This window comes from Brevibacterium sp. Mu109 (genome assembly GCF_900169375.1).
In the GTDB taxonomy this organism is placed as follows: Bacteria; Actinomycetota; Actinomycetes; order Actinomycetales; family Brevibacteriaceae; genus Brevibacterium; species Brevibacterium yomogidense_A.
Genome location: NZ_FXZF01000008.1, coordinates 46,400 through 72,177, shown reverse-complemented (window position 1 = coordinate 72,177; position 25,778 = coordinate 46,400). Strand labels below are relative to the sequence as shown.

The following is a 25,778-nucleotide window of genomic DNA, read 5'->3' as shown; positions in this document are numbered from 1 at the left end:
CACATGCCTCGCAGTCTGAAGAAGGGCCCCTTCGTCGACGAGCACCTCTACAAGAAGGTTGCTGCTCAGAACGAAAAGGGCACGAAGAATGTCATCAAGACCTGGTCCCGCCGCTCGATGATCATCCCGGATTTCCTGGGACACACGATCGCCGTGCACGACGGCCGCAAGCACGTTCCCGTGTTTGTCACCGAAGCGATGGTCGGGCACAAGCTCGGCGAGTTCGCACCGACGCGGATGTTCCGCGGCCACGACAAGGACGACCGGAAGGGCCGTCGCCGCTGACGCGGTGCGCCCACGGTCTCTGAGACTGAAGGAAGTAGGAAACGATGGAAGCCAAGGCGAAGGTGCGCTACCTGCGCGTCACGCCCCAGAAGGCTCGCCGCGTCGTCGACCTCATTCGTGGTCAGCAGGCGTCGGAAGCCCTCGCGGTGCTCAAGTTCGCAGAGCAGTCTGTGTCCGATCCGCTGTACAAGCTGGTCGCTTCGGGCGTCGCCAACGCACGCCAGACGGCCGACAAGCTGGGCGAAGCGTTCGATGAGGACGAGCTCGTCATCACCCAGGCGTTCGTGGACGAAGGACCGACCATGCGTCGATTCCGTCCCCGTGCGCAGGGTCGGGCCGGCCGCATCAACAAGCGCACGAGCCACATCACAGTGGTTCTCGCATCCGGCGACGACATCCCGGCTGACCGGAAGGGGAACCGCTGATGGGTCAGAAGATCAATCCCAACGGATTCCGACTCGGAATCACCACGGACCACCGCTCGAAGTGGTTCGCGGACTCGTCGAAGGCTGGTCAGCGCTACGCCGACTACCTCGGCGAGGACATCAAGATCCGCACGCTGCTGAGCACCGGACTTGAGCGCGCGGGCATCTCGCGCGTCAACATCGAGCGCACCCGTGATCGCGTCCGTGTGGATATCCGCACGGCTCGTCCCGGCATCGTGATCGGCCGCCGCGGTGCGGAAGCCGATCGCATCCGTGGAGACCTCGAGAAGCTCACGGGCAAGCAGATCCAGCTCAACATCCTCGAGGTGAAGAACGCCGAGGTCGACGCGCAGCTCGTTGCGCAGGGCGTCGGTGAGCAGCTCGCCAGCCGCGTGGCATTCCGCCGCGCGATGCGCAAGGCCATCCAGAGCGCTCAGCGCGCTGGTGCCAAGGGCATCCGCGTGCAGTGCTCGGGCCGACTGGGCGGTGCTGAGATGAGCCGGTCGGAGTTCTACCGCGAAGGTCGTGTGCCGCTGCACACCCTGCGCGCGAACATCGACTACGGCTTCTACGAGGCGCAGACGACCTTCGGCCGCATCGGCGTGAAGGTCTGGATCTACAAGGGCGACTTCACCGACAAGGAGCTCGCTGCGCAGGAGGCTTCGCAGCCTTCGGGTCGCGGTGGACCCCGCGGCGGTGGCGCCGGCGGACCTGCGGCACGTGGACGCCAGCGCGGCGGACGCGGACGCGGACGCAGCGGTGACGCCCAGCAGAAGACGACAGAGAACACTGCTGAGGCCGCTCCTGCGGCCGAAGCCGGATCGGAGGGCTGACCATGCTCATCCCACGCCGTGTCAAGTACCGCAAGCAGCACCACCCGGGCCGCCGCGGAATGTCCAAGGGCGGCAACACCGTCACGTTCGGTGACTGGGGAATCCAGGCCACCGAACCGGCGTACGTGACGAACCGTCAGATCGAAGCGGCTCGTATCGCCATGACGCGCCACATCAAGCGCGGCGGAAAGGTCTGGATCACGATCTACCCGGACCGTCCGCTGACGAAGAAGCCTGCTGAGACCCGCATGGGTTCAGGCAAGGGCTCGCCTGAGTGGTGGGTCGCGAATGTGAAGCCGGGTCGAGTGATGTTCGAGCTCGCCGGTGTGTCCGAGGAAGTCGCTCGTGAGGCACTGCGCCTCGCGATCCACAAGCTTCCGCTCAAGGCCCGCATCGTGCGGCGCGAAGGTGGTGAATGAGAATGGCTATCGGTTCCAAGGATCTCTCCATGGACGCGCTCGATGGTTTCGACAACGAGCGTCTCGCCGAGGAGCTGAAGAAGGCCAAGGCCGAACTCTTCAACCTCCGCTTCCAGACGGCCACCGGCCAGCTGGAGAGCCATGGCCGCCTCAAGGCCGTCCGTCGCGACATCGCACGGATCTACACGGTGCTCAACGAGCGCAAGCTTGCAATCCGGACCGATCCGTCCGCTGCGAAGGAAGAGGATAAGTGATGGCCGAGCAGACTCAGACTCCGGTCGAGCGCGGCTCGCGCAAGACCGCCCGCGGGTACGTCGTCTCCGACAAGATGGCCAAGACCATCGTCGTCGAGGTCGAGGACCGCAAGATGCACCGCCTCTACGGCAAGGTGCTGCGCAGTACCAGCAAGATCAGTGTCCATGACGAGGAGAACAGCGCCGGCATCGGCGACCTCGTCGTCGTGGCCGAGACCCGTCCGCTGTCGGCGTCGAAGCACTGGCGACTCGTCGAGATCGTCGAACGCGCCAAGTGACCCAGACGCTGCCCCCGTCCCTCCCGGTCCCGCCTCTTCCGCGGCGGCTACCGGGAACCGGGGGTGAGCGGACGGCTGCCCCATATCCGTTCCGCCAGGCTCGCGAACACGTGAGAACCGGCGAGACGACAGGAGAGAACAAGTGATTCAGCAGGAGTCGCGACTCAAGGTCGCCGATAACACGGGTGCGAAGGTGATCCACACCATCCGTGTGCTCGGCGGCTCCGGCCGGCGCTATGCCGGCATCGGCGACACGATCGTCGCCACCGTCAAGGATGCTATCCCCGGCGGAAACGTCAAGAAGGGCGACATCGTGAAAGCGGTCGTCGTCCGCACCGCCAAGGAGCGTCGTCGTCCGGATGGCTCGTACATCCGCTTCGACGAGAACGCCGCCGTCATCCTCAAGACCGACGGCGAACCCCGTGGCACCCGCATCTTCGGCCCTGTGGGCCGTGAGCTGCGCGACAAGAAGTTCATGAAGATCATCTCGCTGGCTCCGGAGGTGCTGTGATCATGGCGAAGTTCAAGATCAAGAAGGGCGATCTCGTACAGGTGATCGCCGGCGCACGTCAGGAGCGCGGCGGCGACCGCGGCAAGCAGGGCAAGGTCCTCGAGGTCTACCCCGAGCGCAATCGCGTGCTCGTCGAAGGCGTCAACCGCGTCTCGAAGCACCGCAAGCCGACGCAGACCGCATCCGGCTCCACTGCCGGCGGCATTGAGATCCACGAGGCACCCGTTCACATCTCGAACGTGATGCTGGTGGATCCCAAGGACAACAAGCCGACGCGTGTGGGCTACCGCGAGGAGACCGTCGAGCGCGACGGCCGCTCTCGGACCGTCCGCGTGCGCGTGTCGCGTCGTACCGGGGAGGACATCTGATGACTGAGACAACTCACGCCCGCCCGGCCCCGCGCCTCAAGCAGGTCTACCGCGACGATGTCGTCGGCAAGCTGCAGGAGGAGTTCGGCTACTCGAATCCCATGCAGGTGCCCGGCCTCGTCAAGGCCGTCGTGAACATGGGTGTCGGTGACGCCGCGCGCGATTCGAAGCTCATCGAGGGTGCGATCCAGGATCTGACCCTCATCACGGGCCAGAAGCCCGTCGTCACGCGAGCTCGGAAGTCCATCGCGCAGTTCAAGCTGCGCGAGGAGCAGCCCATCGGCGCTCACGTGACGATGCGCGGAGCTCGCATGTGGGAGTTCGTGGACCGCGTCGTGTCACTGGCGCTGCCCCGTATCCGCGACTTCCGCGGTCTGTCCGACCGCCAGTTCGACGGAAACGGCAACTACACGTTCGGCCTCACGGAGCAGTCGATGTTCCACGAGATCGATCAGGACAAGATCGATCGGGTCCGCGGTATGGACATCACGATCGTGACGACTGCCAAGACGGACGACGAGGGACGCGCTCTTCTGCGTCACCTCGGCTTCCCGTTCAAGAAAAACTGAACCTCTACGTTGAAGGTCCCCGCCTCACGGCGGGGAAACCGTGACGAGGAAGGGCACGAGCCCACATGACTATGACCGATCCCGTCGCAGACATGCTGACACGTCTGCGCAACGCGAACTCGGCGTACCACGAGGACGTGAGCATGCCTTACAGCAAGCTCAAGTCTCGTATCGCCGAGATCCTCAAGAGCGAGGGCTACATCTCCGACTGGCGCGTCTCCGACGCCGAAGTGGGGAAGACCCTGGAGCTCGATCTGAAGTTCGGACCCAACCGTGAGCGTTCGATCGCCGGCATCCGCCGCGTGTCGAAGCCGGGTCTCCGCGTGTACGCCAAGTCGAACGGCCTCCCGAGGGTGCTCGGCGGACTCGGCATCGCGATCCTCTCGACCTCGTCGGGACTCCTCACGGACAAGCAAGCAGGCAAGCAGGGCGTGGGCGGCGAAGTCCTCGCGTACGTCTGGTAACGGGAAGGAGGAGAAACTTATGTCACGCATTGGCAAGCATCCCATCTCCGTTCCCTCCGGCGTCGACGTCACCGTCGATGGCCAGGACGTTCGCGTGAAGGGCCCCAAGGGTGAGCACTCGTTCACCGTGCCGGCCCCGATCTCCGCGTCCCTCGAGGACGGCACGATCACCGTGTCGCGTCCGGACGAGGAGCGCGAATCACGTTCGCTCCACGGTCTGACGCGCACGCTGATCAACAACATGATCGTCGGCGTCTCGGAGGGCTATTCGAAGTCCCTCGAGATCGTCGGCACCGGCTATCGCGTGCAGGCCAAGGGAACGAACCTCGAGTTCGCCCTGGGCTACAGCCACTCGATCACGGTCGAGGCTCCGGAGGGCATCTCCTTCGCAGTCGAGGGTCAGAACAAGGTGACGGTGTCCGGCACCGACAAGCAGCAGGTCGGAGAGGTCGCCGCTAATATCCGGAAGCTCCGGAAGCCCGAGCCCTACAAGGGCAAGGGTGTTCGTTACGCCGGCGAGAATGTCCGTCGCAAAGTCGGAAAGGCTGGTAAGTGACCATGGCCTTCGGAAAGAAGCAGAGCTACGGCAAGGGCAAGACCGCCGCACGTATCCGGCGCCACGCCCGACTCCGCAAGCACATCAGTGGCACCGCCGAGCGTCCGCGCCTCGCGGTCACTCGCTCATCGCGCCACGTGTTCGTCCAGGTCATCGACGATGCAGCCGGCCTCACGCTGGCATCCGCATCCTCGATGGAGGCGGACCTCCGCGGTGCGAGCGACGAGAAGACCGCCAAGGCGCACCGCGTCGGCGAGCTCGTTGCTGAACGTGCCAAGGCAGCTGGAGTCGAGACAGTGGTCTTCGACCGTGGTGGCAACGCCTACCACGGCCGTGTGGCCGCAGTCGCCGACGGAGCACGTGAAGGAGGACTCGCACTGTGAGCACTGAAGAGAACAAGGCGGCGCAGCCCACTGAGGCCCAGCCCGATGCGCAGCAGCAGGCGCCGGCCTCCGACGCCGGTGACCGCGGTCGCGGTCGTGGCCGGGGTCGTGGGGACGGCGGCAATCGCCGCGGGAACCGCTCGGACCGCGAAGACAAGAACCAGTTCATCGAGCACGTCATCACCATCAACCGCGTCTCGAAGGTGGTGAAGGGCGGACGTCGCTTCGCCTTCACCGCTCTCGTCGTGGTGGGTGACGGTGACGGCATGGTCGGCATGGGCTACGGCAAGGCCAAGGAAGTTCCCTCGGCCATCGCCAAGGGTGTCGAGGAGGCGAAGAAGAACTTCTTCCGCGTCCCCCGCATCCGGAAGACGATCCCGCACCCGATCACCGCGGAGAAGGCAGCCGGCGTCGTCCTGCTGCGTCCCGCGGCTCCGGGCACCGGCGTCATCGCGGGCGGACCCGTCCGCGCCGTGCTGGATGCTGCGGGTGTCCACGACATCCTCTCGAAGTCGCTGGGCTCCTCGAACGCGATCAACATCGTGCACGCCACGATCGCCGCGCTCAAGGGCCTCGAGCGTCCCGAAGAGGTCGCAGCACGTCGTGGCCTGTCCGTCGACGAGGTTGCTCCTGAAGCACTCCTCCGTGCAGCGGAAAGCGGGGCGACGTCCTGATGGCCAAGCTCAAGATCACCCAGCTGAAGTCTGATATCGGTGGCAAGAAGAACCAGCGCGAGACCCTGCGCACGCTCGGTCTCAAGCGGATCGACGATGTCGTGGTGAAGGATGACCGTCCTGAGATCCGCGGCATGGTGAACGTCGTGAGCCACCTCGTCACCTGGGAAGAGGTGGACTGATATGGCAGAAGAGAACGCACTCAAGCTGCATCACCTGCGTCCCGCTCCCGGCTCCAAGACCGCGAAGACCCGTGTGGGTCGCGGTGAGGCCGGCAAGGGCGGAAAGACCGCAGGCCGCGGCACCAAGGGCACACAGGCCCGCTACCAGGTGCCGCACGGCTTCGAGGGTGGGCAGACGCCGCTGCACATGCGGCTGCCCAAGCTGCGCGGGTTCAAGAACCCGAGCAAGGTGACCTTCCAGGTCGTCAACCTCGACAAGCTGTCCGTGCTCTTCCCGAAGGGCGGCGACGTGACCGTCGCCGATCTCGTCGAGAAGGGCGCCGTCCGCGCCAACCAGCCCGTCAAGGTGCTGGGGACCGGCGAGATCACCGTTGCGATCAACATCACGGCGGACAAGGTCTCCGGTTCCGCGGAGCAGAAGATCGTTGCGGCCGGAGGGTCGGTCACGACCGCCTGACGCTCGCGACACGCATCACCCTGTGGGGCACAGCCGAATCGGCTGTGCCCCACAGTCGTCTGCGGTGCCGTCGACGATTCGGTGGGGTTCCAGCGCACTGATAGAGTCTCTCGAGGAATATTGTCGTTTCGTCGTCGATCCTTGTCTTGGACCTGCCGGTCGCAAGCGCGAGTTGCCGAGTCCCCCTCAACGCGGACCGTGCTCGCCGTGCGTCCGCCGGACCTCCTCCCGGACCGGCGCACGCTCATCAGGAGGACGAGTGCTCGGAGCTGTAGGGCGCGCTTTCAGGACGCCTGACCTTCGCAACAAGCTGCTCTTCACCCTCGGGATCATCGTGCTCTTCCGGCTCGGTTCTTTCATCCCGTCGCCGGGGATCGATTATGCGCAGGTGCAGGAATGCGTCGCTTCGCCCCAGCTCACGCAGGGTGCGTTCGGCATGATCAACCTCTTCTCGGGTGGAGCTCTGCTCCAGCTGTCGATCTTCGCGCTGGGGCTCATGCCGTACATCACGGCGAGCATCATCACCCAGCTGCTGCGCGTCGTCATCCCCCGGTTCGAGGCGCTCCACAAGGAGGGTGCCTCCGGGCAGGCGAAGCTCACGCAGTACACCCGCTACATGACGCTGGGCCTCGCCGTCCTCAACGCGACGACGCTCGTGTCGACGGTGCGCACCGGAGCCCTGTTCGGGAACGTCGAGGGCTGCCAGGACCTCATCATCAATGACACCTGGTGGGGCATCGGCATCATCATCATGACGATGACCGCCGGCACCGGCCTCATCATGTGGCTGGGTGAGCAGATCACCGAGCGCGGCGTCGGCAACGGCATGTCGCTGCTCATCTTCACCTTGATCGCCGCGGGCTTCCCGTCCTCGTTCGGCAACATCCTCAACTCGCAGGGCATCGACATCTTCCTGCTGGTGATCCTCGTGGGCCTCGTGATCGTGTGCCTGGTCGTGTTCGTCGAGCAGTCGCAGCGGCGCATCCCGGTCCAGTACGCGAAGCGCATGGTGGGCCGTCGCATGTTCGGCGGCACATCCACGTACATCCCGATCAAGGTGAACCAGGCCGGCGTCATCCCGGTGATCTTCTCCTCGTCGGTCCTGTACCTGCCCAGCCTGATCTCGCAGTTCGGCGACCCCGGGGATCAGTGGGTCCAGTGGATCGGCACCTACTTCACGCAGGGCGACCACCCGATCTACATGGTCACCTACTTCATCCTCACGATCTTCTTCACGTTCTTCTACGTGGCGATCACGTTCAACCCCGAAGAGGTCGCGGACAACATGAAGCGCTACGGCGGCTTCATCCCCGGGATCCGTGCGGGCCGGCCCACGGAGCAGTACCTCAGCTACGTGCTGACGCGCATCACGCTTCCCGGCTCGCTCTACCTGGGTTGCGTCGCGCTCATCCCGCTCGTCGCACTGGTACTCATCAATGCGAACCAGGACTTCCCGTTCGGCGGCACCTCGCTGCTGATCATCGTCGGCGTCGGCCTGGAGACGGTCAAGCAGATCAACTCCCAGATGCAGCAGCGCCACTACGAGGGTCTGCTGCGCTGATCCGAACCGGCACCCGGTGACCGGAGCATCCAGGGCCCAGAGCCCGGGATGCTTTGCGCCGCGGCCGGTGTCGGACGGCGACCTCGGCCCTGCCACATAGAGAAAAGGAATCTCATGAGCACTCGCATCATCCTGATCGGACCCCCCGGGGCGGGGAAGGGCACGCAGGCTGCCCGACTCAGCGAGGCACTGGACGTCCCCGCGATCTCCACGGGCGACATCTTCCGGGCCAACGTCAAAGGCGAGACGGAGCTGGGCAAGACCGCCAAGCGGTACATGGACGCGGGGGAGTACGTCCCCGACGAGGTGACCAACTCGATGGTGGCGGACCGACTGTCCCAGGAGGACGCGAAGGGCGGCTTCCTGCTCGACGGCTACCCGCGCACGCAGGCCCAGGTGGAAGAGCTCGACGGGATGCTCGAGGCTGCCGGGCACTCGCTGGACCACGTCGTCGAACTCACCGCCGATGTCGACGAGGTCGTCGGTCGTCTGCTGGCCCGCGCGTCCCTCCAGGGTCGTTCGGACGACACCGAGGACGTCATCAGGCACCGCCTCGACGTGTACGCGGAGCAGACGCAGCCTCTCACGGAGATCTATGCGCAGCGCGGACTCCTCAAGCAGGTCGACGGCCTCGGTGAGGTCGAGGCGATCACGGGCCGGATCCTCGAGGCGATCGGCCGCTGATGTTTGATTCGGTCGAGCTGAAGAGCGACCAGCAGATCCGCACGATGCGTCGTGCGGGACTCGTCACACGGGCGGCCCTGGAGGCCGCCCGTGCGGCGTGTGTGCCGGGTGCGACGACGTCGGACATCGATGCGGCCGGTGCGAAGGTCATCGCGGACATGGGCGCCACGTCGAACTTCAAGGGCTACCACGGTTTCCCCGGCACGCTGTGCGTGTCGGTCAACGAGGTCGTCGTCCATGGGATCCCGGGCGACCGCGTCCTGGAGCAGGGCGACATGGTGTCGATCGACGGCGGTGCGATCGTCGACGGTCTGCACGGCGATTCGGCGATCACGGTGTTCGTCGGCGGTGAGGAAGCGGCCGATCCAGCCCATGTGCGGATCTCACGGACCACCGAGGAGATCATGTGGGCGGGCATCGCCGCGATGGCGACGGGCCGGAAGGTCGGTGAGATCGGTGCGGCCATCGAGGAGCGTGCGCAGCAGCTCGCTCCGGACCTGGGCCTCATCGAGGACTTCACCGGGCACGGGATCGGGTCGCAGATGCACATGGAGCCCGAGGTCCTGAACTACCGCGCGAAGCGCATGGGCCCCAAGCTGAAGCCGGGGATGTGCCTGGCCATCGAGCCGATGCTCGTCGGTGGTGACATCGAGACGAAGACCCTGAACGACGACTGGACGGTCGTGACCGTCGACGGGGCCCGTGCCAGCCACTGGGAGCATTCCGTGGCCCGGCACGCCGGCGGCATCTGGGTGCTGACAGCGCCGGACGGGGGAGCGGAGCGGCTCAGGCCCTACGGCGTCGCCCCCGTGCCGTTGGACTGAACCGATACTGCTGGACTGCACCGGCACTGCTGCGGGTACCCGGTCAGCCCACGGTGAGGTCGACAGTCACGAGATCCGGACCGCCGTGATCATTTCGTGACCACAATGAACACAAGTTCCGTCATGGCGGGTCGGCTGGCAGAGTCGGCGTAGCGATGCACGCGCGATGTCGTGTGCAGATGCGGACAGACATCGAAACGAAGGATGAACGAATGGCACACCCCACCACGGGTAAGCGCTTCGTCGCTCTGAGCGCGGCTGTCGCGCTGGGCTTCGGCGGCGCGATGATCGCGGGCCCTGCGTCCGCGGCTCCGAGCACGGACCTCAAGACTGCTGCGGCAGAGGCATTCACCAGCAGCGAGAGCATCGCGGCCATCGGCCACGGCGAGGACGGCTCGCTCGTCGCGCAGGTCGTCGCGGGCTCCGATGAGGCCGAGGTCGAGAAGGCCCTCGAGCCCGCCAACGCGGTCGCGCAGGACCAGACCGGTGAGGACCTCGTCGTCCAGGAAGTCGCATCGACCTACTCCACCCAGAGCCCGGAACCGTCGAGCACGGCGACCGACGGCGCTGCCTACGAGGCATCCGACGATGTCGTCGCCGGTGCCGGCTACGTCGTGGAGACCTCTGCCGGGGCGGGGCTGTGCTCCGTCGGCTTCCCGGCGACCGGTCCCGAGGGCGAGGACGCGATCATCACCGCGGGCCACTGCTCCGGCGGTGAGGCCACGGGCGACGTGTACGTCGAGCGCCCCTCGACGTCGAACGTCTTCACCGACAGCTACGACACCGCGGAGTGGGACCAGTCCCGCAAGCTCGGTGAGTTCACGCACTCGCAGTACGGCCCGAAGGTGCTCGGCGACGTCGAGACGGACGCAGACCTCGATCCTGAGCAGATGCAGGACTTCGCCGTCATCACGGTCGACGAGTCGGCCGGCTTCAACCTCATCGGCGAGGCGGCGACGTGGAGCGAGGAGTCCGGCCAGGCCGACGACCTCGCGTCCGACACCACCGACATCACCGGTGTGCACGACGTGACGAGCGAGGACATCGGCTCGGAGGTCTTCCACTCCGGACGGACCACCGGCAAGACGGCAGGCGACATCGGCTGGGACGAGTCCAACGGCAAGGTGTCGATCGGCATCGTCGACGGCTACGCGCCCGTCACAGACGACGCGGGCAACGAATACATGGTCTACGGCTTCGCCTCGGAGACCAACGTCGCCGGCGGCGACTCCGGCGGCGCCGTCATGATGGGCGACAAGGCTGTGGGCGTCGTGTCCGGCGGCATCGAGGCGAGCGCTGACATGCCCGCCATGCTGTGGACCGCAGAGCTGGCCGAGGGCCTCACGCACCTCCCCGGCGACTACGACATCAAGACGTCCGGCGAATCGACCGAGGATCCCTCGGAGACGCCGTCCGAGGACCCCACGGAGGAGCCCACCGAGGATCCGACCACACCGGCGCCGACTCCCACGGAGACGGATGACGCGGATGTGGACGCGGAACTGTCCGTCGACCCGCAGGAGATCGCCGCTGAGCGCTTCCTCGCAGAGGACGAGGAGCAGGCCGAGTCCGACGACCGCGGTGTGAAGTACACGGTCGAGGGCGTGGAGCCGGGCTCCGAGGTCCTCTTCGAGACCTTCACCGGTTCAGACGCGGCATCGGCCAACGCAGGCTCCGAAGAGGCTCCCGCTGAGGAAGCCGATCAGGAGCCGGCGAAGTCGATCACCGTCACGGCTGACGAAGACGGCGTCGCGCAGTCCCGCATCTGGGGCATGACGACCGCTGAGGCCGAGGCCTACATCGGTGAGTACGACGTGGTCGCACAGACCGAGGACGAGACGCTCGAGAGCTCCTTCTCCGTCGTCGCCGGTGAAGGCGACGAAGGCGAAGGCGGCGACGAGGGCGAGGGCGGCGAAGACCTGCCCCGCACCGGTTCCACCGTTGCACCGCTGGCTGCGGGCGCAGCCGGACTGGTCGCACTCGGCGGCGCACTGGTCTACGTCGCACGTCGTCGTCAGGCCTGAGTCGCAGCACTCACGCAGCGGTGAAGCGGACATGACCCGCTGATCCGCACGAAGGGGCGCAGGGGAGACCCTGCGCCCCTTCGTCATGCCCGCAGCACCCGCGCGGCCCGGTAGCGTGTACGGTGCGGTGCCCCTCCAGGCGCACTGCACCGACCGGAAGGAGTTCGACCGATGGCCTCTGATGAGCAGACCAGCAGCATCCTGCAGGGCCGGTGGGAGGCGGAGGTCCCCACCACAGCGTTCCTCGAGTTCCGCGGACCCGCACCCGTCGGCGGCCTGCTCGGCGGGAAGCCGGGCGAAGGCGTGCTGTCCGGCTCAGACGGATGCAACGGCGTCGGCGGCTGGTACGCACCGGACGGCGAGACGGCGACCATCCGGCGCGGCCTGAGCACACTCAAGGCATGTCCCGGGGTGGACACATGGCTGTCGAAGGCCTCCTCTGTGCGCGCAGACGGAACTGTTCTCCACGTCTACGACGGGACCGGCGAAGAGATCGGCGTGCTGACGCGCGCGGAGTCCTGAGCGAAGAGTCCCGAGCACGGTGACCTGGTCGCGGAGTCCTGACCACGGTGACCTGGTCGCGGTGACCTGGTCGCGGGGCCCTGATCGGGGACCCTGATCGGGGACCCTGATCAGACACCCGGATCAGCGCAGCGACGGCCCCACGTTCACGCTGATGAACGCGCGCCGCAGCTGTCGCTCGGACAGGTAGAGGTCCGTTCGGCGCAGGGCCGGGCTCTCGCCGCCGCCCACCGGGTTGCGGACATGCAGTCTCACCGGCGCACCGGAGTCGGGTCGGCCGTCCTCTTTGCAGCGGAGTGCCCGCACTGCGGTGTACACGTGGGCATCCATGAAGGCGATGCGGCCGGTGCCGTCCTCGCGCGCGACTGTGAAGGAGCCCCGGGGGCGGGCGAGCGTCGACAGCACTACGGGCCGCCCCGCGTCCAGCCACTCCGCGATGTGCTCGACGGTGCGCGGGACGGGGCGCGCGGGACACCACCGTCCGGTGAGCAGCAGGAGGCCGATCCCCGCGAAGTCATTCTGGAGGCGACGATAGGACCCGTTCGCCCAGACCGCCGCGGCGGCCTTCTCGATGAGCGACGCGGCGTTCGGCCGCTGCCTGCGGTCGCCGGCGCGATGTGCGACAGGGACCCGCGTGCTCACGACGACCCGGCGACGCCGCACCGGGAGGAACGGGATCCGCCGGAGGATGGGCACGGCGAGGGCCGGTTCGAGGAGATCGATCGCTGTGAGCCGCACCGATGGATCCGCGGTCCCGGATTCGCCCCGGGTGGGCCCAGCAGCGGGGGTGGCCGAACCTTCGGAGGAGATCAGCCCCTGCAGGAAGCCCGGTCGGACCTGCTCGCAGGCGGACATCACGGCCACCAGCCAGCAGTCGCCCAACCGACCCTGCCGCACGCGGGGGCGGCGCGATGTCAGCGCACTCCTCGGCACGGACACGAAGCGCTGGGGCCCGCGGGGGACCGGCTCGAGACCCGGCGCCCAGCGCAGGACCTCGAGGGCCCGACGACTGGACAGGGTCGGCCAGAGCCGCTCCCACAGGCGCGCACCGGGAGACGGGCGGACTAAGCGCATGAGCATCCGGAGGAGGGCCTCGGGAGCGGGGACGGCCGTGAGGGACGTGGTCTGAGCGCGATCGAGGATCCGTGCCGCGGCCATCCGATCCGCCGGCGCGGCGGCCGGGTGCAGGAGAGTCGGCAGCACGCGGTGCGCGAGCCTGCGCGTGGGGCCGTCGAGCGCGAGCGACCTGTCCGGCGGGTCGGTGGCGTGGGGCATGGGACGCTCCTCCGGCGTGTCCACCTTGCGCGGGTCAGGCCATGTGGCGTACGAGTCCGCGGTGCTGTAGAGTGTTCTCTTGGCCTGTGACCACGGGACGTCTGTGCACGCTGCAGGGTGATCGATGTGTGGAGAGTCTATCCACGATGGTCCACCAGTGAGGTGCAGCAGGCTCCCGGACGCTCAGGCTGCCGGTCGACGAGGGGCGAAGCCCTGACAAGACGAACGACACGCGGTGATACCGCGGGAAATTGAGGGTGAGAACACACATGGCCAAAAAAGAAGGGGTCATCGAGATCGAGGGAACCGTGCTGGAAGCGCTTCCGAACGCCTCGTTCAAGGTCGAGCTGACCAATGGCCACAAGGTTCTCGCTCACATCTCCGGCAAGATGCGTCAGCACTACATCCGCATCCTGCCTGAGGACCGGGTCGTCGTGGAGCTTTCTCCCTACGACCTGTCGCGCGGCCGCATCGTCTACCGGTACAAGTAAGCAAACACGATCGCTTCGACGATTTCGCAGGCGCTGCCCCGGGGGTACTCGGGGCATTCGCGGTGGAAGAAGGAACAGCTATGAAGGTGAAGCCCAGCGTCAAGCCGATCTGTGAGAAGTGCAAGGTCATCCGTCGCCACAGCCGCGTCATGGTGATCTGCGAGAACCCGCGCCATAAGCAGCGTCAGGGCTGATCGTACCCACTTCGGGCAGATCTGGCGTCGCTCTCGACTGATCGGGAGCGAGCCGCACACCCACGCAGACCTCGCCCCCCGCACCGCAGGGATCCCAGTGATCCGCTGCAGGCGGGACGACACCCTCGGTCGGAGGCCGGGGACCCACGGGACATCCCGGGGGAGAAGGACTGCAGCAGCACCTCCGAATCAATGAGAAGGAAGAACAGATGGCACGTCTTGCCGGAGTCGACATCCCCCGTGAGAAGCGGGTGGAGGTCGCCCTGACATACATCTATGGTGTGGGCCGCACGCGTGCGCGCCAGACCCTGACGGAGACCGGCGTCAGCCCGTCGACCCGTGTGAAAGACCTGACCGATGCGGAGCTGATCCAGCTGCGCGACTACATCGAAGGCACCTTCAAGGTGGAGGGCGACCTCCGCCGCGAGGTCTCCGCCGACATCCGCCGCAAGGTCGAGATCGGCTCCTACGAAGGCCTCCGCCACCGCCGCGGTCTGCCCGTGCGTGGACAGCGCACGAAGACCAATGCGCGCACCCGCAAGGGTCCCAAGCGCACCGTGGCCGGTAAGAAGAAGTAATCCTTCCAGGATCGATCAGGAGTTTCGACGAATATGCCTCCCAAGACACGCACAGCTGCGCGCAAGACGCGCCGCAGCCTGAAGAAGAACATCGTCGCCGGTCAGGCGCACATCAAGTCCACGTTCAACAACACGATCGTGTCCATCACGGACCCGTCGGGCGCCGTCATCTCGTGGGCGTCCTCCGGTGAGGTCGGTTTCAAGGGCTCGCGCAAGTCGACGCCCTACGCCGCTCAGATGGCCGCGGAGTCCGCTGCCCGTCGCGCACAGGAGCACGGCCTCAAGAAGGTCGACGTCTTCGTGAAGGGCCCGGGCTCGGGACGTGAGACCGCGATCCGCTCGCTGCAGGCCGCCGGCCTCGAGCTGGGCACGATCCAGGACGTCACCCCCACCCCGCACAACGGCTGCCGTCCGCCCAAGCGTCGGCGCGGCTGATCCGCACCGGCCGCGGCCCGACACCTCGGCGATGCTCCTCCGGGACATCGCAGCAGGGTGCCGCGGGTCGCAGTCGGACCTTCAACCGCCAGCGTTTCGAGCACGTCCCCGCCGCGTGCTCTTGAATGCCCGCGAACGTCATATAGCGGATGTTCGCTGAAAGGAAGCCCACGTGCTCATTGCACAGCGCCCCACGCTCACGGAAGAGGTCGTCTCCGATCGTCGATCGCGGTTCACCATTGAACCGCTCGAGCCCGGATTCGGCTACACCCTCGGCAACTCGCTGCGTCGCACCCTCCTGTCGTCCATTCCCGGGGCCTCGGTCACGAGCGTCCGGATCGACGGAGTCCTGCACGAGTTCTCGACGGTGCCGGGGGTGAAGGAGGACGTCACAGAGTTCCTCCTCAACCTGAAGTCGCTGGTCGTGTCCTCGGAGTTCGACGAGCCCGTCGTGGCCTACCTGCGCAAGCAGGGCCCCGGAGCCGTCACCGCTGAGGACATCTCCGCGCCTGCAGGCGTCGAGATCCACAACCCAGAGCTCTACATCGCCACCCTCAACGACACCGGTCGACTCGACATCGAGCTGACCGTCGAGCGTGGACGCGGCTACGTGTCCGCAGCGCAGAACAAGAACGCGGACGCGGAGATCGGCCGGATCCCGGTCGACTCGATCTACTCGCCCGTGCTCAAGGTGTCCTACAAGGTGGAGGCCACCCGTGTCGAGCAGCGCACGGACTTCGACCGCCTCATCGTCGACGTCGAGACGAAGCCCTCGATCGTCCCGCGCGATGCGCTGGCGTCGGCGGGCAAGACCCTCGTCGAGCTCTTCGGCCTGGCCCGTGAGCTGAACGTCGAGGCCGAGGGCATCGAGATCGGTCCGTCGCCGGTGGACGCCGCGATGGCCGCTGATCTCGCCCTGGCGATCGAGGACCTGGAGCTGACGGTCCGCTCGTACAACTGCCTCAAGCGCGAGGGCATCCACACCGTGGGTGAGCTCGTCGCTCGCAGCGAGGCAGATCTGATGGACATCCGGAACTTCGGTCAGAAGTCCATCGATGAGGTCCGTCAGAAGCTCGGCGAGCTCGGCCTGAACCTGAAGGACAGCGCGGTCGGCTTCGGCGAAGCCGGCGAGACCGACGACGACGCGTACGTCGAGGACGAGCAGTACTGAGCGGTTGCCCGCGGTACGTAAGAATTCCAAGGAGACAGAACAATGCCCACTCCCACCAAGGGAAACCGCCTCGGAGGCTCGCCGGCGCACGAGCGCATCATGCTCAACAACCTGGCTGCGCAGCTCTTCGAGCACAAGTCCATCACCACCACCGTGAACAAGGCCAAGCGCCTGCGTCCGGTTGCGGAGCGCCTCGTCACGTTCGCGAAGAAGGGCGACCTCGCGTCGCGTCGTCGCGTGCTGGGCTCGATCTCCGACAAGGGGATCGTCCACGAGCTGTTCACCTCGATCGCACCTGCGGTCGCTGAGCGCCCGGGCGGCTACACCCGCATCACGAAGATCGGCCCCCGGAAGGGCGACAACGCCCCGATGGCCGTCATCGAGCTCGTCCTCGAGCCCTACTCGCCCAAGCAGGCGACGGTGAAGGAGGCCGAGCAGGCCACTGCTGCCGAAGCCGCTGCGTCGGACGCCGAGGTGGTCGAGACCGAGGAGACGCCGGCCGCTGAGCCGGACGTCACCTCGGGTGCACAGGACGACGAGGCACAGGCCGCAGCAGAAGCAGACGCCGACTCGGCACCCGCCGATGACGCTGCTGAGGCACCGGCAGACGACTCCAAGTGAGCCCGCTGTCCCCGTAGGCAAGCTCTGCGGGGACTGAGCTCCACGAGCCGTCGCGGCACGCGCCGCGAGAGTGTTCGCACGCAGGCCGCCGTCCTCCTTCGGGAGGCCGGCGGCCTTCGTCATTCACCGGCGACCTCGGTCATGCGACAGAGCCCTCGGTCGTGGAGCCGCACCTTCGGTCATGCGGTCGTGCCCTCGGTCATGCGGTGGCGGTCCGGATGAACGCCTCACGGAGGAACTCGACATGCGGCAGATGCGCGACCCGGCGGTCCACGTGGAGCATGATGCGCCGGTAGGGCGTCGGGTCGGTCAGCGGTCGTGACGTGAGGTCGGCGGGCAGCTGCGCCACCGCGAGGCGGGGGAGTGCCGCCAGGCCGATGCCTGCGGACACCATGGCGAGGATGCCGTAGTGGTCGTCTGCCCGCGCAGCGTAGCGGGGAGAGATGCCTGCGGCCCGTGCGGCATGGTCGATGACATCGCCGGTCGCGCTGCCCTGCACGTCGGGGTCCAGCAGCGGCTCATCGGCGAGCTGGCCGACGGACACGACGGAGTGCTCGCTGAGCGGGTGATCGGCGGGCAGCACGAGGAGATAGGTGTCGTCCACGAGGTGGTCGCTGCGCAGCCCGCCCCTGGTCACAGGCTCTGCGTGTCCCGGCTCGCTCACGACGTCGACGTCCGCCCGCTGCCGGTCGGTGCCGGTGAAGGGCTCGTTCGTCATCACGTCGTAGCGGAGGTGGGGGAACCGAGCCACAGCCTCACGCAGCACGCCGGGGATCCACTCCCGTGCGACGGACGACGAGCACCCGATCGAGACATGCCCGCGCGGTCCGGAGCGCAGTGCATCGACGACGTCCGTGAGCCGCGCGGACTCCTCGAACAGGTCGTTCGTCTCCGCCGCGAACCTGCGGCCCGCCTCGGTGATCTCGATCCCGCGCCCCACCCGCCGGTACAGGGGGAATCCGACCGCCTGCTGCAGTGCGATGATCTGCTGGCTGACGCTCGCAGGGGAGTACTGGAGGTTCCGCGCAGCCTCCGTCACCGATCCGGTGCTCACGACCGCGCGCCACATCCTCAGCCTGTTGAGATCCCACATGCCCCTATCATAAGGAAGAGACTGATGGTTGTACGAATATATCTGCTTTTCCGTGACGGTCGGATGGCTCATCCTTGGAGGGGTCTCGCCGTCCGGCGGGGCGTGTGATCGTCAGTAGGAAGAGGTGCCGGATGGCGCTGCGGGAGGTCGCCGGGTGACCGGGGCGGAGTTCATCGCGTTCCTGGGTGCGAGCGTGATCCTGGCGGTGACGCCGGGCCCCGATACGTTCCTGACCCTGCGCTTCGCGGCGCGCAGTGTGCGTGCGGGGCTGGTGTACACCGCCGCGGCGGGCCTGGGTGTCCTGGTGTGGGCCGTGCTCGCTCTCACCGGAGTCGCCGCGCTCCTGGAGCGGTTCCCGGATGTCCGCACGGGGCTGACCTGGGTGGGTGGGAGCTACCTCGTCTTCCTCGGCGTGACTGCGCTCCTCCAGGTCAACAGGGCTCGGCGGGGCTCCGCTGCGCATGCTCCTGCCGGCGAACCGCGCCTGCCCGCCCGCTCGCTGCCGATGGTGTTCCGCACCGGGCTGATCAGTTCGCTCACGAATCCCAAGACGGGGCTGTTCTTCCTGGCCCTGCTCCCGCCGTTCCTGCCGGCGTCGCCCAGCGCGGTCGACCACGTGCTGCTCGTGGCGACCGTCGTCGGGTGCATGCTCGTCTACGGGGCGGGTCTCTCCGTCATCGCAGGTCGCGTGGGCCGGTACCTCACCGGAGGTTCCGGACCCCTCATCGTCGACGGCGTCGCGGGCGCGATCCTCGTGGTGCTCGGCGTCTCACTCGTCGTCCTCTGACGGGGCGGCGTCTCCGCGGCCACGCGCGGTGGTGCAGACGGCCTCGAGCACCTCGTCCCACGTCCGCACGGCCCACGCGGTGCGCGAGGGCACGAGCGCGACGAGTGCGTCCGTGAGCTCCCCGCGATCGATCGCGCCTGTCATCCGATCGACGAAGACGATCATCCGCGGTCGCGCCAGTCCGCCGAGCTCCGCGTTGACGGTGGCGATGAGTTCGCGCGCCGTTCCCGCACCCGGCTCTCCGTCGGCGACCACGCACGCGATGATCGTGCTGCCGGAGTTCTCCCTGTGCGCGCGCAGGGCCGTGGCTGCACTGACGAAGGGATGCTCCAGCAGGGAGCGGGCGACGGCCTCGAGCGAGATCAGCTGGCCGGACACGGACACCACGGCATCCATCCGGCCGCGGAAGTGCAGGCTGCCGTCGGACGCGGCCGTGACGAGGTCCTCCGTGAATCCCAGGGCATCCGCCGTCTGGTGCTCCCACCCGTCTGCCAGAGCGTCAGCGAGGACCAGGGACCCCGGGGTGGGCAGGCGCAGGACCAGCTGACCGGACTCGCCGGGTCGGATCGGCTTCCCGTCCTCCCCGAGTGCGGCCACGTGCGCTGTGTCGAGCAGCGTGGACTGCCCGTTCACATGGACGATCCCATTGAGCTCCACCTGCCCCCAGCCGTCCGCGACCTCGCATCCGGTCCCTGAGAACGTCTTCTCCATCCAGCCCCGCAGCCCGGGTTCGACGGGTTCGCCCGCCGTCACGAGTCGGCGCAGAGTGGAGCCGCGGGCGCTGAGTTCGGCGTCGATGTTCCAAGAGCGCAGGGTGCGCATCACGGACGGGGACGAGACCAGCGTCGAGACTCCGTAGCGCTCGACCACGTCGAGCGTGCGCAGCTGGTCCGGGACGTCGAGCGTGCCCTCGTAGACCACGACCGTGTCGCCGAACAGCAGCGGACCGATGAAGCCGTGCCAGGTGGAGACCGCCCATGACACGTCTGCTGCGCACCAGAAGACCGGGCCGGTGCGAACGGCCGCGTGGAAGGCCGCCGCGGTCATGAGCACCCCTGCTGCGGAGTGCTGGGTCAGCCGTGTGGTCGGTGCTCCGGAGGCCTGCTGCCGGGTGCAGAGCACGTGGTCCGCCGGGACGCCCGCGGACATGCCCGGGACGGGGCCCGCGGCTCGCACGCCCTCCGCGGGCAGCTGTGCTCCGTCACCGGCAGGATCCGGCGCAGCCGCGCTCGTGGAGGGGCCGGAGCCGATGAGGTCGCTGAACCAGTGGTCGCCGTGGAACCAGGGGACGTCCATGCCGGTGCGGCGGACGACGATCGTGGCCTCGACCCCGGCGGTGCTCGCGAGGGCCTCGTCGGCCCGGTTCTTCAGCGGCAGCACCGCTCCGCGGCGCCACGCGCCGTCCTGGGTGAGCAGGACGGTCGGTGAGAGCTCGTCGATGCGGGTGCCCAGGGCCTCGGGCGGGAGGGAGACGGGGAGCATCGACCACGAGGCGCCGATGCTCATGCACGCCAGCATCGTGACGACCGTCTCCGGCAGCCATCCGGTGTGCAGCGCCACGACGGCATCGGCGTCGACCCCCAGCCCGCGCAGCGCGCGTGCAGCCTGCTCGACCTGCTGCGACAGCTGTCCGTAGGTCAGTGAGCGGCGGTCGCCAGGTTCTCCCTCCCAGTGGAGGGCGATCCGGTCGCCGTGCTCCGCCGCATGGCGGTGGACGAGATTCCAGACGACGTCGATCCTGCCGCCGGGGAACCAGGCACCTGCGGTACCGGGCGCCGTCGGAGGTTCCCAGACCTCGCGGGGCGAGGTCGACCACTCGAGGTGTCCCAGGGACTCCGCCCATTCGTCGTGGACGTCGGACTGCAGGGTGCGCAGCCACGGGGGGATGTGCTCAGCCATGGGAGATGCTCCTTCCGCACGACGCCGCAGTCCGCAGGAGCGATGCGGCGACGGCGTGGGGGTCGGCTGTCGGATGGAGATCTGCCGACAGCGCGGCGACCACGACTCCGTCGGCAGCGCGGACGGGCACTGCCACCTCGTTCGAGGCCGTCGGGTCCGCCGATTCGAAGACCACGTGCTCCGCAGAGCGCCAGGCGCTCCGCCTGGATGCCATGTCAGCAGCGGAGTCCGCTGCCTCAGTGGAGGCGGAAGGAGTCGGAGCATGCGGGGCGTCCGAGGTGCCCGAGGTGGAGGTGCCCGAGGTGCTCGAGGCTTCCGGGGTGCCCGGGGCTCCCGGGCCGACCGGACCGACCGGACCGGCCGGGCCAGCTGGGCCTCCCGGGGCATCCTCGGCTCCGGTGCCCGGCTCTGCGGTGCGGCCGGTGCGGATCGACTCCCACACCTCATCGCCCGCGTGTGCGGCCAGGATGCGGCCGGCCGCGGATTCGAGCGCCGGCACCGACCGGAGCGGGCGGCGGAACGGCCCGCGGTCCCGGGCCTCGGCCTGGTCGATGCACACGGCCTCGCCCCCGATGAGGACGTGCACGGCGATCGTCGCGTCCAGCTGATCGCGCAGGCCGATCATGAACGGGCTCAGCGCCGTGAGGATCGGGTTGTTGGACATCTGATGGACCGCGAGTCGGGTCACGGCCTGTCCCAGTCCGTATCGCGAGGTCGCGGGATCCTGCACCGCATACTCCGCGTACACGAGCGAGCGGAGGAGCCTGTGCACCGTGGGGACGGTCATCCCCGACTGCTGGGCCAGATCCGTGAGCTGGTGGAAGTACGGGCTGCGGGCCAGCAGGTCCATCAGCAGCGTCGCATTGCGGATCGTGCCCAGCCCGCCCTTGGGTGCACCGTTGTCGACCACCATGCGTGTCCGTCCATTCCTCGTCCGTACTCCGGCGTGGAGCACAGATGTCACTGTACGACGCGGCATCTGCTCTCGCAATGAAATATGCATTCGTTCAATCAGGTATTGCATTCAGCATAGTGGAAACGTATTGTGATTCCACCGGGTGACGCCAGTCACTTCCGGAAGCGAGGGCGCACCAAGGACGACCCCTCGCTGGGATCTGCGAGGAGCATCCTTTTGCGAACACGCGCGTACAGACACTCACTCAACGGGAGCTCGATGCCCCCGGGGCAGCCTCTGCTGCGGGTGTCCGACCTGACCCTGAAGTTCGGCGGCGTCACGGCGCTCGCAGACGTGGACATGTCCGTGGAGTCGGGCACGATCCACGCGATCATCGGGCCGAACGGGGCGGGCAAGTCATCCCTGCTGAACTGCATGTCCGGTCTCTACCGGCCCACCTCAGGCTCCGTCGCGCTGCGGTACGTCGCAGATGACGTGGGCCGGGGACGCCGCGATCAGCCTGCGGCGTCGCCGGAGGCGGACATCGACTCCCTCGACATCCGCGAACGCGCGCTCACCAGCCTGCCGCCCCACAGGGTGGCACGCCTGGGGGTCGCGCGCAGCTTCCAGAACATCGAACTGTTCGATCACCTCACGGTGCTCGAGAACATGATGCTCGGCCGCCACATCCACATGAAGCAGAACGTCCTGACCTCGATGCTGTGGTTCGGTCCTGCCCGACGGCAGGAGATCGCCCACCGCGAGATCGTCGAGGAGGTCGTCGACCTGCTCAAGCTGCAGGCGTACCGCCAGAAGCCCGTGGGGACCCTGGCCTACGGCATCCAGAAGCGGGTCGAGCTGGGACGTGCACTCGCCCTCCAGCCGTCGCTGCTGCTGCTCGATGAGCCGATGGCCGGCATGAACGCAGAGGAGAAGGAGGACATGGCCCGCTACATCCTGGACGTCCACGAGCTCGCCGGCGTCTCGATCGTTCTCATCGAGCACGACATGAACGTGGTCATGGACATCTCCAACCGCGTCACGGTGCTGGACTTCGGGAAGGTGATCGGGGACGGCACGCCCCAGGAGGTCATGGACAACCCCCGAGTCATCGAGGCGTACCTGGGAGCGGGGGCGACGTCATGAGCGCAGCGAACCATGCGGCGCCGTCGGCAGGCGGCTTCGTCGCCGACCGGCCTCCTCACGGGATCACGCACACGATGCCGCAGCTGCTCGAGCGGCTGGCCGCGCAGCGTCCGGACCAGGTCGCCCTCCAGGAGAAGCGGTACGGGATCTGGATGCCCATGACGTGGAGCGTCTACCGCGAGCGGGTGCGCGACTTCGCGCACGGTCTGGCGGAGATGGGCGTTCAGCGGGGCGACATCGTCGCGGTCCTGGGCGACAACCGTCCCGAATGGCTCATCGCGGAACTGGCGGCTCAGTCACTGGGCGCCGCGGTCGTGGGGATCTATCCGACCTCGATCGGCACCGAGCTCACGCATGTGCTCGCAGTGTCACGTGCGCGCGTCGTCGTCGCAGAGGACCAGGAGCAGGTCGACAAGCTGCTCGCGATGGATGCGGAGTCCGCCGACGGCGTGCTCGTCGAGCACATCGTCTTCTACGACCCGCACGGCCTGGAGCAGTACGACCATCCGATGCTCCGCGAGTTCACCGCGGTGGAGGACGCAGGGCGGGAGTACGCGAAGGGTCGTGACGGGTGGCTCGACGACGAGATCGCGCGCAGCGAGCCAGAATCACTCGCCGTCATCTGCACGACGTCCGGCACGACCTCGAAGCCCAAGCTCGCAGAGCTGTCCCACGCGAACCTCCTGTCGATGGCGGACCGGCTCACCGAGGTGGATCCCATCGACGCGTCGTTCCGCTACGTGTCGACGCTGCCGTTCGCCTGGATCGGTGAGCAGATGCTCGCCGTGGCGTGCAGCCTCCACACCGGGTTCACCGTGTCGTTCCCGGAGGACTCCTCGACGCAGCGCGCGGACCTCAGGGAGATCGGGCCGGACGTCATGTTCGCCCCACCCCGCATCTGGGAGTCGCTCCTCTCCGAGGTCCAGGTGCGCATCGATGAGTCGGGACCGCTGAAGCGCGCGATCTTCGGCTGGGGCTACGACGTCATGGACAGGGCGGCCACCGTGCGGGCCGAGGGGAAGAAGCCGGGGGCGGGCCTGAAGCTCGCAGCCGGCATCGCGGACCTCGTCGCCACCCGCCCCATCCGCGAACAGCTGGGCCTCACGCGCATCAAGCGCTGCTACACGGGCGGCGCCCCGCTGGGACCCGACGTGTTCCAGTTCTTCCATTCGATCGGCGTCAACCTCAAGCAGATCTACGGCCAGACGGAGATCTGCGGCATCGCAGTGCTCCACCGCGATGCCGCAGTGTCGTTCGCATCGGTGGGCGAGCCCCTGCCGGGCACGGAGATCCAGTTCGGGGACAAGCAGGAGATCATGCTCCGATCGTCCGCAGTCTTCCGCGGCTATCACCGCAACGACGATGCCACCGGAGAGGCCGTGACCCGTCAGGGCTGGCTGCACACCGGTGACGCGGGCTACCTCGATGACAATGGACAGCTGATCGTCGTCGACCGGCTCAAGGACGTCGTCTTCGCGGACGACGGCACGATGTACTCCCACGCGTTCATCGAGAACAAGCTGAAGTTCTCCCCGTACGTGGAGGAGGCGGTCGTGTTCTCCGGCACCGGACTCGACGTGCCGGAGGCCGCGGATGCCGACGCCGCCATGTGCGCGATCATCACGGTCGACCCCGCGACTGTGGGCGCATGGGCCGAGCACAACCGGATCTCCTTCACCACCTACACGGATCTCGCCTCGAAGCCCGAGGTGTACGACCTCGTCGCAGAGGAGATCGCGACCGCCAACGAAGGGCTCATGGAGCGCATCCGCGTCAACCGGTTCGTGCTGCTCCACAAGCAGTTCGACCCGGACGACGACGAGATCACCAGGACGCGGAAGGTGCGGCGCAACGTCATCGGTGAGCGCTACGCCCCGATCATCACCGCACTCGCGGAGGGACAGGAAGAGCTCACGATGGAATCGACGGTCACCTACCAGGACGGCACGGTCGCACAGCGCTCCCTGCCGCTGCGGATCTTCGACCTCACCGGATATTCGCTGCCCGCCGGCCGCGTGCGTCGCAAGGTCTGGAGTGGTCGCAAGTGAGCACCTTCGTCACGCTTCTCGTCATCGGACTGTCCGAGGGTGCGATCCTCGCGCTCGCCGCCCTGGGCTTCGTCCTCATCTACAAGGCGACCGGAGTCATCAACTTCGCGCAGGGCGAGTTCCTGCTCATCGGCGCCTACTCCTTCTACACGGCGTTCGTCGTCATGCAGCTTCCGATCGTGCTCGCGCTCCTCGTCGGAGTGCTGGTCGCGGTGGTGGTCGGCGTGGTCGTCGAGCGGTTCATCCTCAGACCCATGGTGGGACAGAGCCACATATCGATCATCATGGTGACGATCGGACTGGCGAGTGTGCTGAGTGCGCTCGTCCAGATGTTCTACGGGACGCAGCCGCGGTCCATGCCGCCCATCCTGCCGCGCGGCTCCGTCTCCATCCTGGGCGGCACCGTGCCGGTCAACCGCCTGTGGGCGATCGTCATCTGCGCCGTCGTGCTGGGCCTGCTGACCTGGTTCTTCCAGAAGTCCCGCCACGGCGTCGCGATGCGGGCCGTCGCGGACGACCAGCAGGCGGCGATGACCGTGGGCATCTCCGTGCGCCGCGTGTTCGCCATGTCGTGGGCGCTCGCCGCGATCTCCGCACTCATCGCCGGCGTGACGCTGGCGGACATCACGACGGTGGAGATGAACATCGTGAACTTCGGGCTCCTCGTGTTCCCCGTGGTCATCATGGGCGGTCTCGACTCCGTGCCCGGCACCATCGTCGGCGGCCTCACGATCGGCCTCGTCACGCAGTTCGTCTCCGGCTACATGGATCCGGGCCTCGCAGAGATCGTCCCCTACCTCGTCCTCGTCCTCGTGCTGCTGGTCCGCCCGTACGGCGTGTTCGGCGAGAAGCGCATCGAAAGGGTCTGAACC

General features: G+C 67.4%; 34 protein-coding genes. 30 read left to right on the top strand and 4 right to left on the bottom strand.

Features of this window, described 5'->3' with window-relative positions; all coding sequences use genetic code 11:
• The first annotated feature begins 3 nt into the window (after positions 1-3).
• From rpsS to BSP109_RS06495, 20 genes are all read left to right on the top strand, one after another.
• Positions 4-285, top strand: coding sequence for a 30S ribosomal protein S19 (gene rpsS, locus BSP109_RS06590; protein WP_087007633.1), 282 nt, complete (start codon positions 4-6; stop codon positions 283-285).
• Between the two features lie 44 nt (positions 286-329).
• A complete protein-coding gene (rplV, locus tag BSP109_RS06585) occupies positions 330-710 on the top strand; it encodes a 50S ribosomal protein L22 (protein WP_087007634.1) in 381 nt (126 codons plus the stop codon).
• Complete coding sequence (gene rpsC, locus BSP109_RS06580) at positions 710-1,543, top strand: 30S ribosomal protein S3 (protein ID WP_087007636.1); 834 nt, start codon at positions 710-712, stop codon at positions 1,541-1,543. Before rplV ends, rpsC begins: the two co-directional genes overlap by 1 nt.
• A 2-nt stretch (positions 1,544-1,545) precedes the next feature.
• On the top strand, positions 1,546-1,962 hold the full coding sequence (gene rplP / locus BSP109_RS06575) for a 50S ribosomal protein L16 (protein ID WP_101599778.1): 417 nt from the start codon (positions 1,546-1,548) through the stop codon (positions 1,960-1,962).
• Between the two features lie 2 nt (positions 1,963-1,964).
• Positions 1,965-2,216, top strand: a complete 252-nt coding sequence (gene rpmC / locus BSP109_RS06570; protein WP_087007641.1) for a 50S ribosomal protein L29 — start codon at positions 1,965-1,967, stop codon at positions 2,214-2,216.
• Positions 2,216-2,494, top strand: coding sequence for a 30S ribosomal protein S17 (gene rpsQ / locus BSP109_RS06565; protein ID WP_087007643.1), 279 nt, complete (start codon positions 2,216-2,218; stop codon positions 2,492-2,494). Before rpmC ends, rpsQ begins: the two co-directional genes overlap by 1 nt.
• Before the next feature lie 142 nt (positions 2,495-2,636).
• A complete protein-coding gene (rplN, locus tag BSP109_RS06560; RefSeq protein ID WP_087007645.1) occupies positions 2,637-3,005 on the top strand; it encodes a 50S ribosomal protein L14 in 369 nt (122 codons plus the stop codon).
• Positions 3,006-3,007: 2 nt separating this feature from the next.
• A complete protein-coding gene (rplX, locus tag BSP109_RS06555) occupies positions 3,008-3,373 on the top strand; it encodes a 50S ribosomal protein L24 (protein ID WP_143275862.1) in 366 nt (121 codons plus the stop codon).
• A complete protein-coding gene (rplE, locus tag BSP109_RS06550; RefSeq protein WP_087007647.1) occupies positions 3,373-3,942 on the top strand; it encodes a 50S ribosomal protein L5 in 570 nt (189 codons plus the stop codon). The genes rplX and rplE overlap by 1 nt, the downstream gene beginning before the upstream one ends.
• Positions 3,943-4,007: 65 nt before the next feature.
• Entirely contained in the window at positions 4,008-4,406 is a 399-nt protein-coding gene (rpsH, locus tag BSP109_RS06545) for a 30S ribosomal protein S8 (RefSeq protein ID WP_087007649.1), read from the top strand.
• Between the two features lie 19 nt (positions 4,407-4,425).
• Positions 4,426-4,962, top strand: a complete 537-nt coding sequence (rplF, locus tag BSP109_RS06540; protein ID WP_087007651.1) for a 50S ribosomal protein L6 — start codon at positions 4,426-4,428, stop codon at positions 4,960-4,962.
• A gap of 2 nt (positions 4,963-4,964) precedes the next feature.
• Complete coding sequence (rplR, locus tag BSP109_RS06535; RefSeq protein ID WP_087007653.1) at positions 4,965-5,345, top strand: 50S ribosomal protein L18; 381 nt, start codon at positions 4,965-4,967, stop codon at positions 5,343-5,345.
• Positions 5,342-6,019, top strand: coding sequence for a 30S ribosomal protein S5 (rpsE, locus tag BSP109_RS06530; RefSeq protein WP_101599777.1), 678 nt, complete (start codon positions 5,342-5,344; stop codon positions 6,017-6,019). The genes rplR and rpsE overlap by 4 nt, the downstream gene beginning before the upstream one ends.
• Positions 6,019-6,201 (top strand): 50S ribosomal protein L30, encoded by a 183-nt coding sequence (gene rpmD, locus BSP109_RS06525; RefSeq protein WP_087007657.1) that lies wholly within the window; start codon positions 6,019-6,021, stop codon positions 6,199-6,201. Before rpsE ends, rpmD begins: the two co-directional genes overlap by 1 nt.
• Position 6,202: 1 nt before the next feature.
• Positions 6,203-6,658, top strand: a complete 456-nt coding sequence (gene rplO, locus BSP109_RS06520; RefSeq protein ID WP_101599776.1) for a 50S ribosomal protein L15 — start codon at positions 6,203-6,205, stop codon at positions 6,656-6,658.
• A 259-nt stretch (positions 6,659-6,917) separates the two neighbouring features.
• Positions 6,918-8,219, top strand: a complete 1,302-nt coding sequence (gene secY / locus BSP109_RS06515; RefSeq protein ID WP_101599775.1) for a preprotein translocase subunit SecY — start codon at positions 6,918-6,920, stop codon at positions 8,217-8,219.
• A gap of 114 nt (positions 8,220-8,333) precedes the next feature.
• Positions 8,334-8,903: an adenylate kinase gene (locus BSP109_RS06510; RefSeq protein WP_087007663.1), complete on the top strand. Its 570-nt coding sequence runs from the start codon at positions 8,334-8,336 to the stop codon at positions 8,901-8,903.
• Entirely contained in the window at positions 8,903-9,727 is an 825-nt protein-coding gene (gene map, locus BSP109_RS06505; RefSeq protein WP_101599774.1) for a type I methionyl aminopeptidase, read from the top strand. The genes BSP109_RS06510 and map overlap by 1 nt, the downstream gene beginning before the upstream one ends.
• Before the next feature lie 212 nt (positions 9,728-9,939).
• Positions 9,940-11,751 carry a trypsin-like serine protease gene (locus BSP109_RS06500; protein WP_101599773.1) on the top strand — a complete coding sequence of 604 codons (1,812 nt, stop codon included), beginning with the start codon at positions 9,940-9,942 and terminating at the stop codon, positions 11,749-11,751.
• 171 nt (positions 11,752-11,922) lie between these two features.
• Positions 11,923-12,273: an META domain-containing protein gene (locus tag BSP109_RS06495; RefSeq protein WP_101599772.1), complete on the top strand. Its 351-nt coding sequence runs from the start codon at positions 11,923-11,925 to the stop codon at positions 12,271-12,273.
• A 123-nt stretch (positions 12,274-12,396) separates the two neighbouring features.
• Here the strand turns inward: BSP109_RS06495 and BSP109_RS06490 are convergent, their stop codons facing one another.
• The gene (locus BSP109_RS06490; RefSeq protein ID WP_101599771.1) at positions 12,397-13,548 is read right to left on the bottom strand and encodes a hypothetical protein; all 1,152 of its coding nucleotides are present in this window, start codon (positions 13,546-13,548) and stop codon (positions 12,397-12,399) included.
• 269 nt (positions 13,549-13,817) lie between these two features.
• On the opposite strand from BSP109_RS06490, the gene infA reads away from it, so the two are divergent.
• The 6 genes from infA to rplQ all read left to right on the top strand — a co-directional run bounded on the left by infA (position 13,818) and on the right by rplQ (position 17,038).
• Positions 13,818-14,039: a translation initiation factor IF-1 gene (gene infA / locus BSP109_RS06485; protein WP_087007673.1), complete on the top strand. Its 222-nt coding sequence runs from the start codon at positions 13,818-13,820 to the stop codon at positions 14,037-14,039.
• Between the two features lie 80 nt (positions 14,040-14,119).
• Positions 14,120-14,233: a 50S ribosomal protein L36 gene (rpmJ, locus tag BSP109_RS06480; RefSeq protein ID WP_019159373.1), complete on the top strand. Its 114-nt coding sequence runs from the start codon at positions 14,120-14,122 to the stop codon at positions 14,231-14,233.
• A gap of 209 nt (positions 14,234-14,442) precedes the next feature.
• The gene (gene rpsM, locus BSP109_RS06475; protein ID WP_087007675.1) at positions 14,443-14,811 is read left to right on the top strand and encodes a 30S ribosomal protein S13; all 369 of its coding nucleotides are present in this window, start codon (positions 14,443-14,445) and stop codon (positions 14,809-14,811) included.
• A 33-nt stretch (positions 14,812-14,844) separates the two neighbouring features.
• Positions 14,845-15,246, top strand: coding sequence for a 30S ribosomal protein S11 (gene rpsK / locus BSP109_RS06470; RefSeq protein ID WP_087007677.1), 402 nt, complete (start codon positions 14,845-14,847; stop codon positions 15,244-15,246).
• A 172-nt stretch (positions 15,247-15,418) separates the two neighbouring features.
• Positions 15,419-16,417: a DNA-directed RNA polymerase subunit alpha gene (locus tag BSP109_RS06465; RefSeq protein ID WP_087007679.1), complete on the top strand. Its 999-nt coding sequence runs from the start codon at positions 15,419-15,421 to the stop codon at positions 16,415-16,417.
• A gap of 42 nt (positions 16,418-16,459) precedes the next feature.
• Positions 16,460-17,038 carry a 50S ribosomal protein L17 gene (rplQ, locus tag BSP109_RS06460; RefSeq protein ID WP_087007681.1) on the top strand — a complete coding sequence of 193 codons (579 nt, stop codon included), beginning with the start codon at positions 16,460-16,462 and terminating at the stop codon, positions 17,036-17,038.
• Positions 17,039-17,237: 199 nt separating this feature from the next.
• On the opposite strand, the gene BSP109_RS06455 is transcribed toward rplQ, so the two are convergent.
• Complete coding sequence (locus BSP109_RS06455; protein WP_087007683.1) at positions 17,238-18,131, bottom strand: LysR family transcriptional regulator; 894 nt, start codon at positions 18,129-18,131, stop codon at positions 17,238-17,240.
• Positions 18,132-18,285: 154 nt separating this feature from the next.
• Here BSP109_RS06455 and BSP109_RS06450 point away from each other — a divergent pair, with 154 nt between their 5' ends.
• Positions 18,286-18,918 carry a LysE family translocator gene (locus tag BSP109_RS06450; protein ID WP_101599770.1) on the top strand — a complete coding sequence of 211 codons (633 nt, stop codon included), beginning with the start codon at positions 18,286-18,288 and terminating at the stop codon, positions 18,916-18,918.
• Here the strand turns inward: BSP109_RS06450 and BSP109_RS06445 are convergent.
• Together BSP109_RS06445 and BSP109_RS06440 are read right to left on the bottom strand one after the other, a co-directional pair.
• Positions 18,901-20,817 carry an AMP-binding protein gene (locus BSP109_RS06445; protein WP_180959636.1) on the bottom strand — a complete coding sequence of 639 codons (1,917 nt, stop codon included), beginning with the start codon at positions 20,815-20,817 and terminating at the stop codon, positions 18,901-18,903. The two genes, BSP109_RS06450 and BSP109_RS06445, sit on opposite strands and share 18 nt — an antisense overlap.
• Positions 20,810-21,730 carry an IclR family transcriptional regulator gene (locus BSP109_RS06440; protein WP_180959635.1) on the bottom strand — a complete coding sequence of 307 codons (921 nt, stop codon included), beginning with the start codon at positions 21,728-21,730 and terminating at the stop codon, positions 20,810-20,812. Before BSP109_RS06440 ends, BSP109_RS06445 begins: the two co-directional genes overlap by 8 nt.
• Before the next feature lie 261 nt (positions 21,731-21,991).
• Between BSP109_RS06440 and BSP109_RS06435 the strand changes: the two genes are divergently transcribed.
• The 3 genes from BSP109_RS06435 to BSP109_RS06425 are packed head-to-tail and all read left to right on the top strand — an operon-like array spanning position 21,992 to position 25,775.
• Complete coding sequence (locus BSP109_RS06435) at positions 21,992-22,858, top strand: ABC transporter ATP-binding protein (RefSeq protein ID WP_101599767.1); 867 nt, start codon at positions 21,992-21,994, stop codon at positions 22,856-22,858.
• Positions 22,855-24,906: an AMP-binding protein gene (locus BSP109_RS06430; protein ID WP_101599766.1), complete on the top strand. Its 2,052-nt coding sequence runs from the start codon at positions 22,855-22,857 to the stop codon at positions 24,904-24,906. The genes BSP109_RS06435 and BSP109_RS06430 overlap by 4 nt, the downstream gene beginning before the upstream one ends.
• Positions 24,903-25,775 (top strand): branched-chain amino acid ABC transporter permease, encoded by an 873-nt coding sequence (locus BSP109_RS06425; RefSeq protein WP_087007694.1) that lies wholly within the window; start codon positions 24,903-24,905, stop codon positions 25,773-25,775. The genes BSP109_RS06430 and BSP109_RS06425 overlap by 4 nt, the downstream gene beginning before the upstream one ends.
• The last annotated feature ends 3 nt before the right edge of the window (positions 25,776-25,778 follow it).

Excerpts from the sequence above, each read along its gene's own strand:
- rpsS (WP_087007633.1), top strand. The coding sequence starts at position 4 with ATGCCTCGCAGTCTGAAGAAGGGCCCCTTCGTCGACGAGCACCTCTAC.
- rplV (WP_087007634.1), top strand. The coding sequence starts at position 330 with ATGGAAGCCAAGGCGAAGGTGCGCTACCTGCGCGTCACGCCCCAGAAG.
- rpsC (WP_087007636.1), top strand. The coding sequence starts at position 710 with ATGGGTCAGAAGATCAATCCCAACGGATTCCGACTCGGAATCACCACG.
- rplP (WP_101599778.1), top strand. The coding sequence starts at position 1,546 with ATGCTCATCCCACGCCGTGTCAAGTACCGCAAGCAGCACCACCCGGGC.
- rpmC (WP_087007641.1), top strand. The coding sequence starts at position 1,965 with ATGGCTATCGGTTCCAAGGATCTCTCCATGGACGCGCTCGATGGTTTC.
- rpsQ (WP_087007643.1), top strand. The coding sequence starts at position 2,216 with ATGGCCGAGCAGACTCAGACTCCGGTCGAGCGCGGCTCGCGCAAGACC.
- rplX (WP_143275862.1), top strand. The coding sequence starts at position 3,008 with ATGGCGAAGTTCAAGATCAAGAAGGGCGATCTCGTACAGGTGATCGCC.
- rplE (WP_087007647.1), top strand. The coding sequence starts at position 3,373 with ATGACTGAGACAACTCACGCCCGCCCGGCCCCGCGCCTCAAGCAGGTC.
- rpsH (WP_087007649.1), top strand. The coding sequence starts at position 4,008 with ATGACTATGACCGATCCCGTCGCAGACATGCTGACACGTCTGCGCAAC.
- rplF (WP_087007651.1), top strand. The coding sequence starts at position 4,426 with ATGTCACGCATTGGCAAGCATCCCATCTCCGTTCCCTCCGGCGTCGAC.
- rplR (WP_087007653.1), top strand. The coding sequence starts at position 4,965 with ATGGCCTTCGGAAAGAAGCAGAGCTACGGCAAGGGCAAGACCGCCGCA.
- rpmD (WP_087007657.1), top strand. The coding sequence starts at position 6,019 with ATGGCCAAGCTCAAGATCACCCAGCTGAAGTCTGATATCGGTGGCAAG.
- rplO (WP_101599776.1), top strand. The coding sequence starts at position 6,203 with ATGGCAGAAGAGAACGCACTCAAGCTGCATCACCTGCGTCCCGCTCCC.
- BSP109_RS06510 (WP_087007663.1), top strand. The coding sequence starts at position 8,334 with ATGAGCACTCGCATCATCCTGATCGGACCCCCCGGGGCGGGGAAGGGC.
- map (WP_101599774.1), top strand. The coding sequence starts at position 8,903 with ATGTTTGATTCGGTCGAGCTGAAGAGCGACCAGCAGATCCGCACGATG.
- BSP109_RS06500 (WP_101599773.1), top strand. The coding sequence starts at position 9,940 with ATGGCACACCCCACCACGGGTAAGCGCTTCGTCGCTCTGAGCGCGGCT.
- BSP109_RS06495 (WP_101599772.1), top strand. The coding sequence starts at position 11,923 with ATGGCCTCTGATGAGCAGACCAGCAGCATCCTGCAGGGCCGGTGGGAG.
- BSP109_RS06490 (WP_101599771.1), bottom strand. The coding sequence starts at position 13,548 with ATGCCCCACGCCACCGACCCGCCGGACAGGTCGCTCGCGCTCGACGGC.
- infA (WP_087007673.1), top strand. The coding sequence starts at position 13,818 with ATGGCCAAAAAAGAAGGGGTCATCGAGATCGAGGGAACCGTGCTGGAA.
- rpmJ (WP_019159373.1), top strand. The coding sequence starts at position 14,120 with ATGAAGGTGAAGCCCAGCGTCAAGCCGATCTGTGAGAAGTGCAAGGTC.
- rpsM (WP_087007675.1), top strand. The coding sequence starts at position 14,443 with ATGGCACGTCTTGCCGGAGTCGACATCCCCCGTGAGAAGCGGGTGGAG.
- rpsK (WP_087007677.1), top strand. The coding sequence starts at position 14,845 with ATGCCTCCCAAGACACGCACAGCTGCGCGCAAGACGCGCCGCAGCCTG.
- rplQ (WP_087007681.1), top strand. The coding sequence starts at position 16,460 with ATGCCCACTCCCACCAAGGGAAACCGCCTCGGAGGCTCGCCGGCGCAC.
- BSP109_RS06455 (WP_087007683.1), bottom strand. The coding sequence starts at position 18,131 with ATGTGGGATCTCAACAGGCTGAGGATGTGGCGCGCGGTCGTGAGCACC.
- BSP109_RS06445 (WP_180959636.1), bottom strand. The coding sequence starts at position 20,817 with ATGGCTGAGCACATCCCCCCGTGGCTGCGCACCCTGCAGTCCGACGTC.
- BSP109_RS06440 (WP_180959635.1), bottom strand. The coding sequence starts at position 21,730 with ATGGTGGTCGACAACGGTGCACCCAAGGGCGGGCTGGGCACGATCCGC.
- BSP109_RS06435 (WP_101599767.1), top strand. The coding sequence starts at position 21,992 with ATGCCCCCGGGGCAGCCTCTGCTGCGGGTGTCCGACCTGACCCTGAAG.
- BSP109_RS06430 (WP_101599766.1), top strand. The coding sequence starts at position 22,855 with ATGAGCGCAGCGAACCATGCGGCGCCGTCGGCAGGCGGCTTCGTCGCC.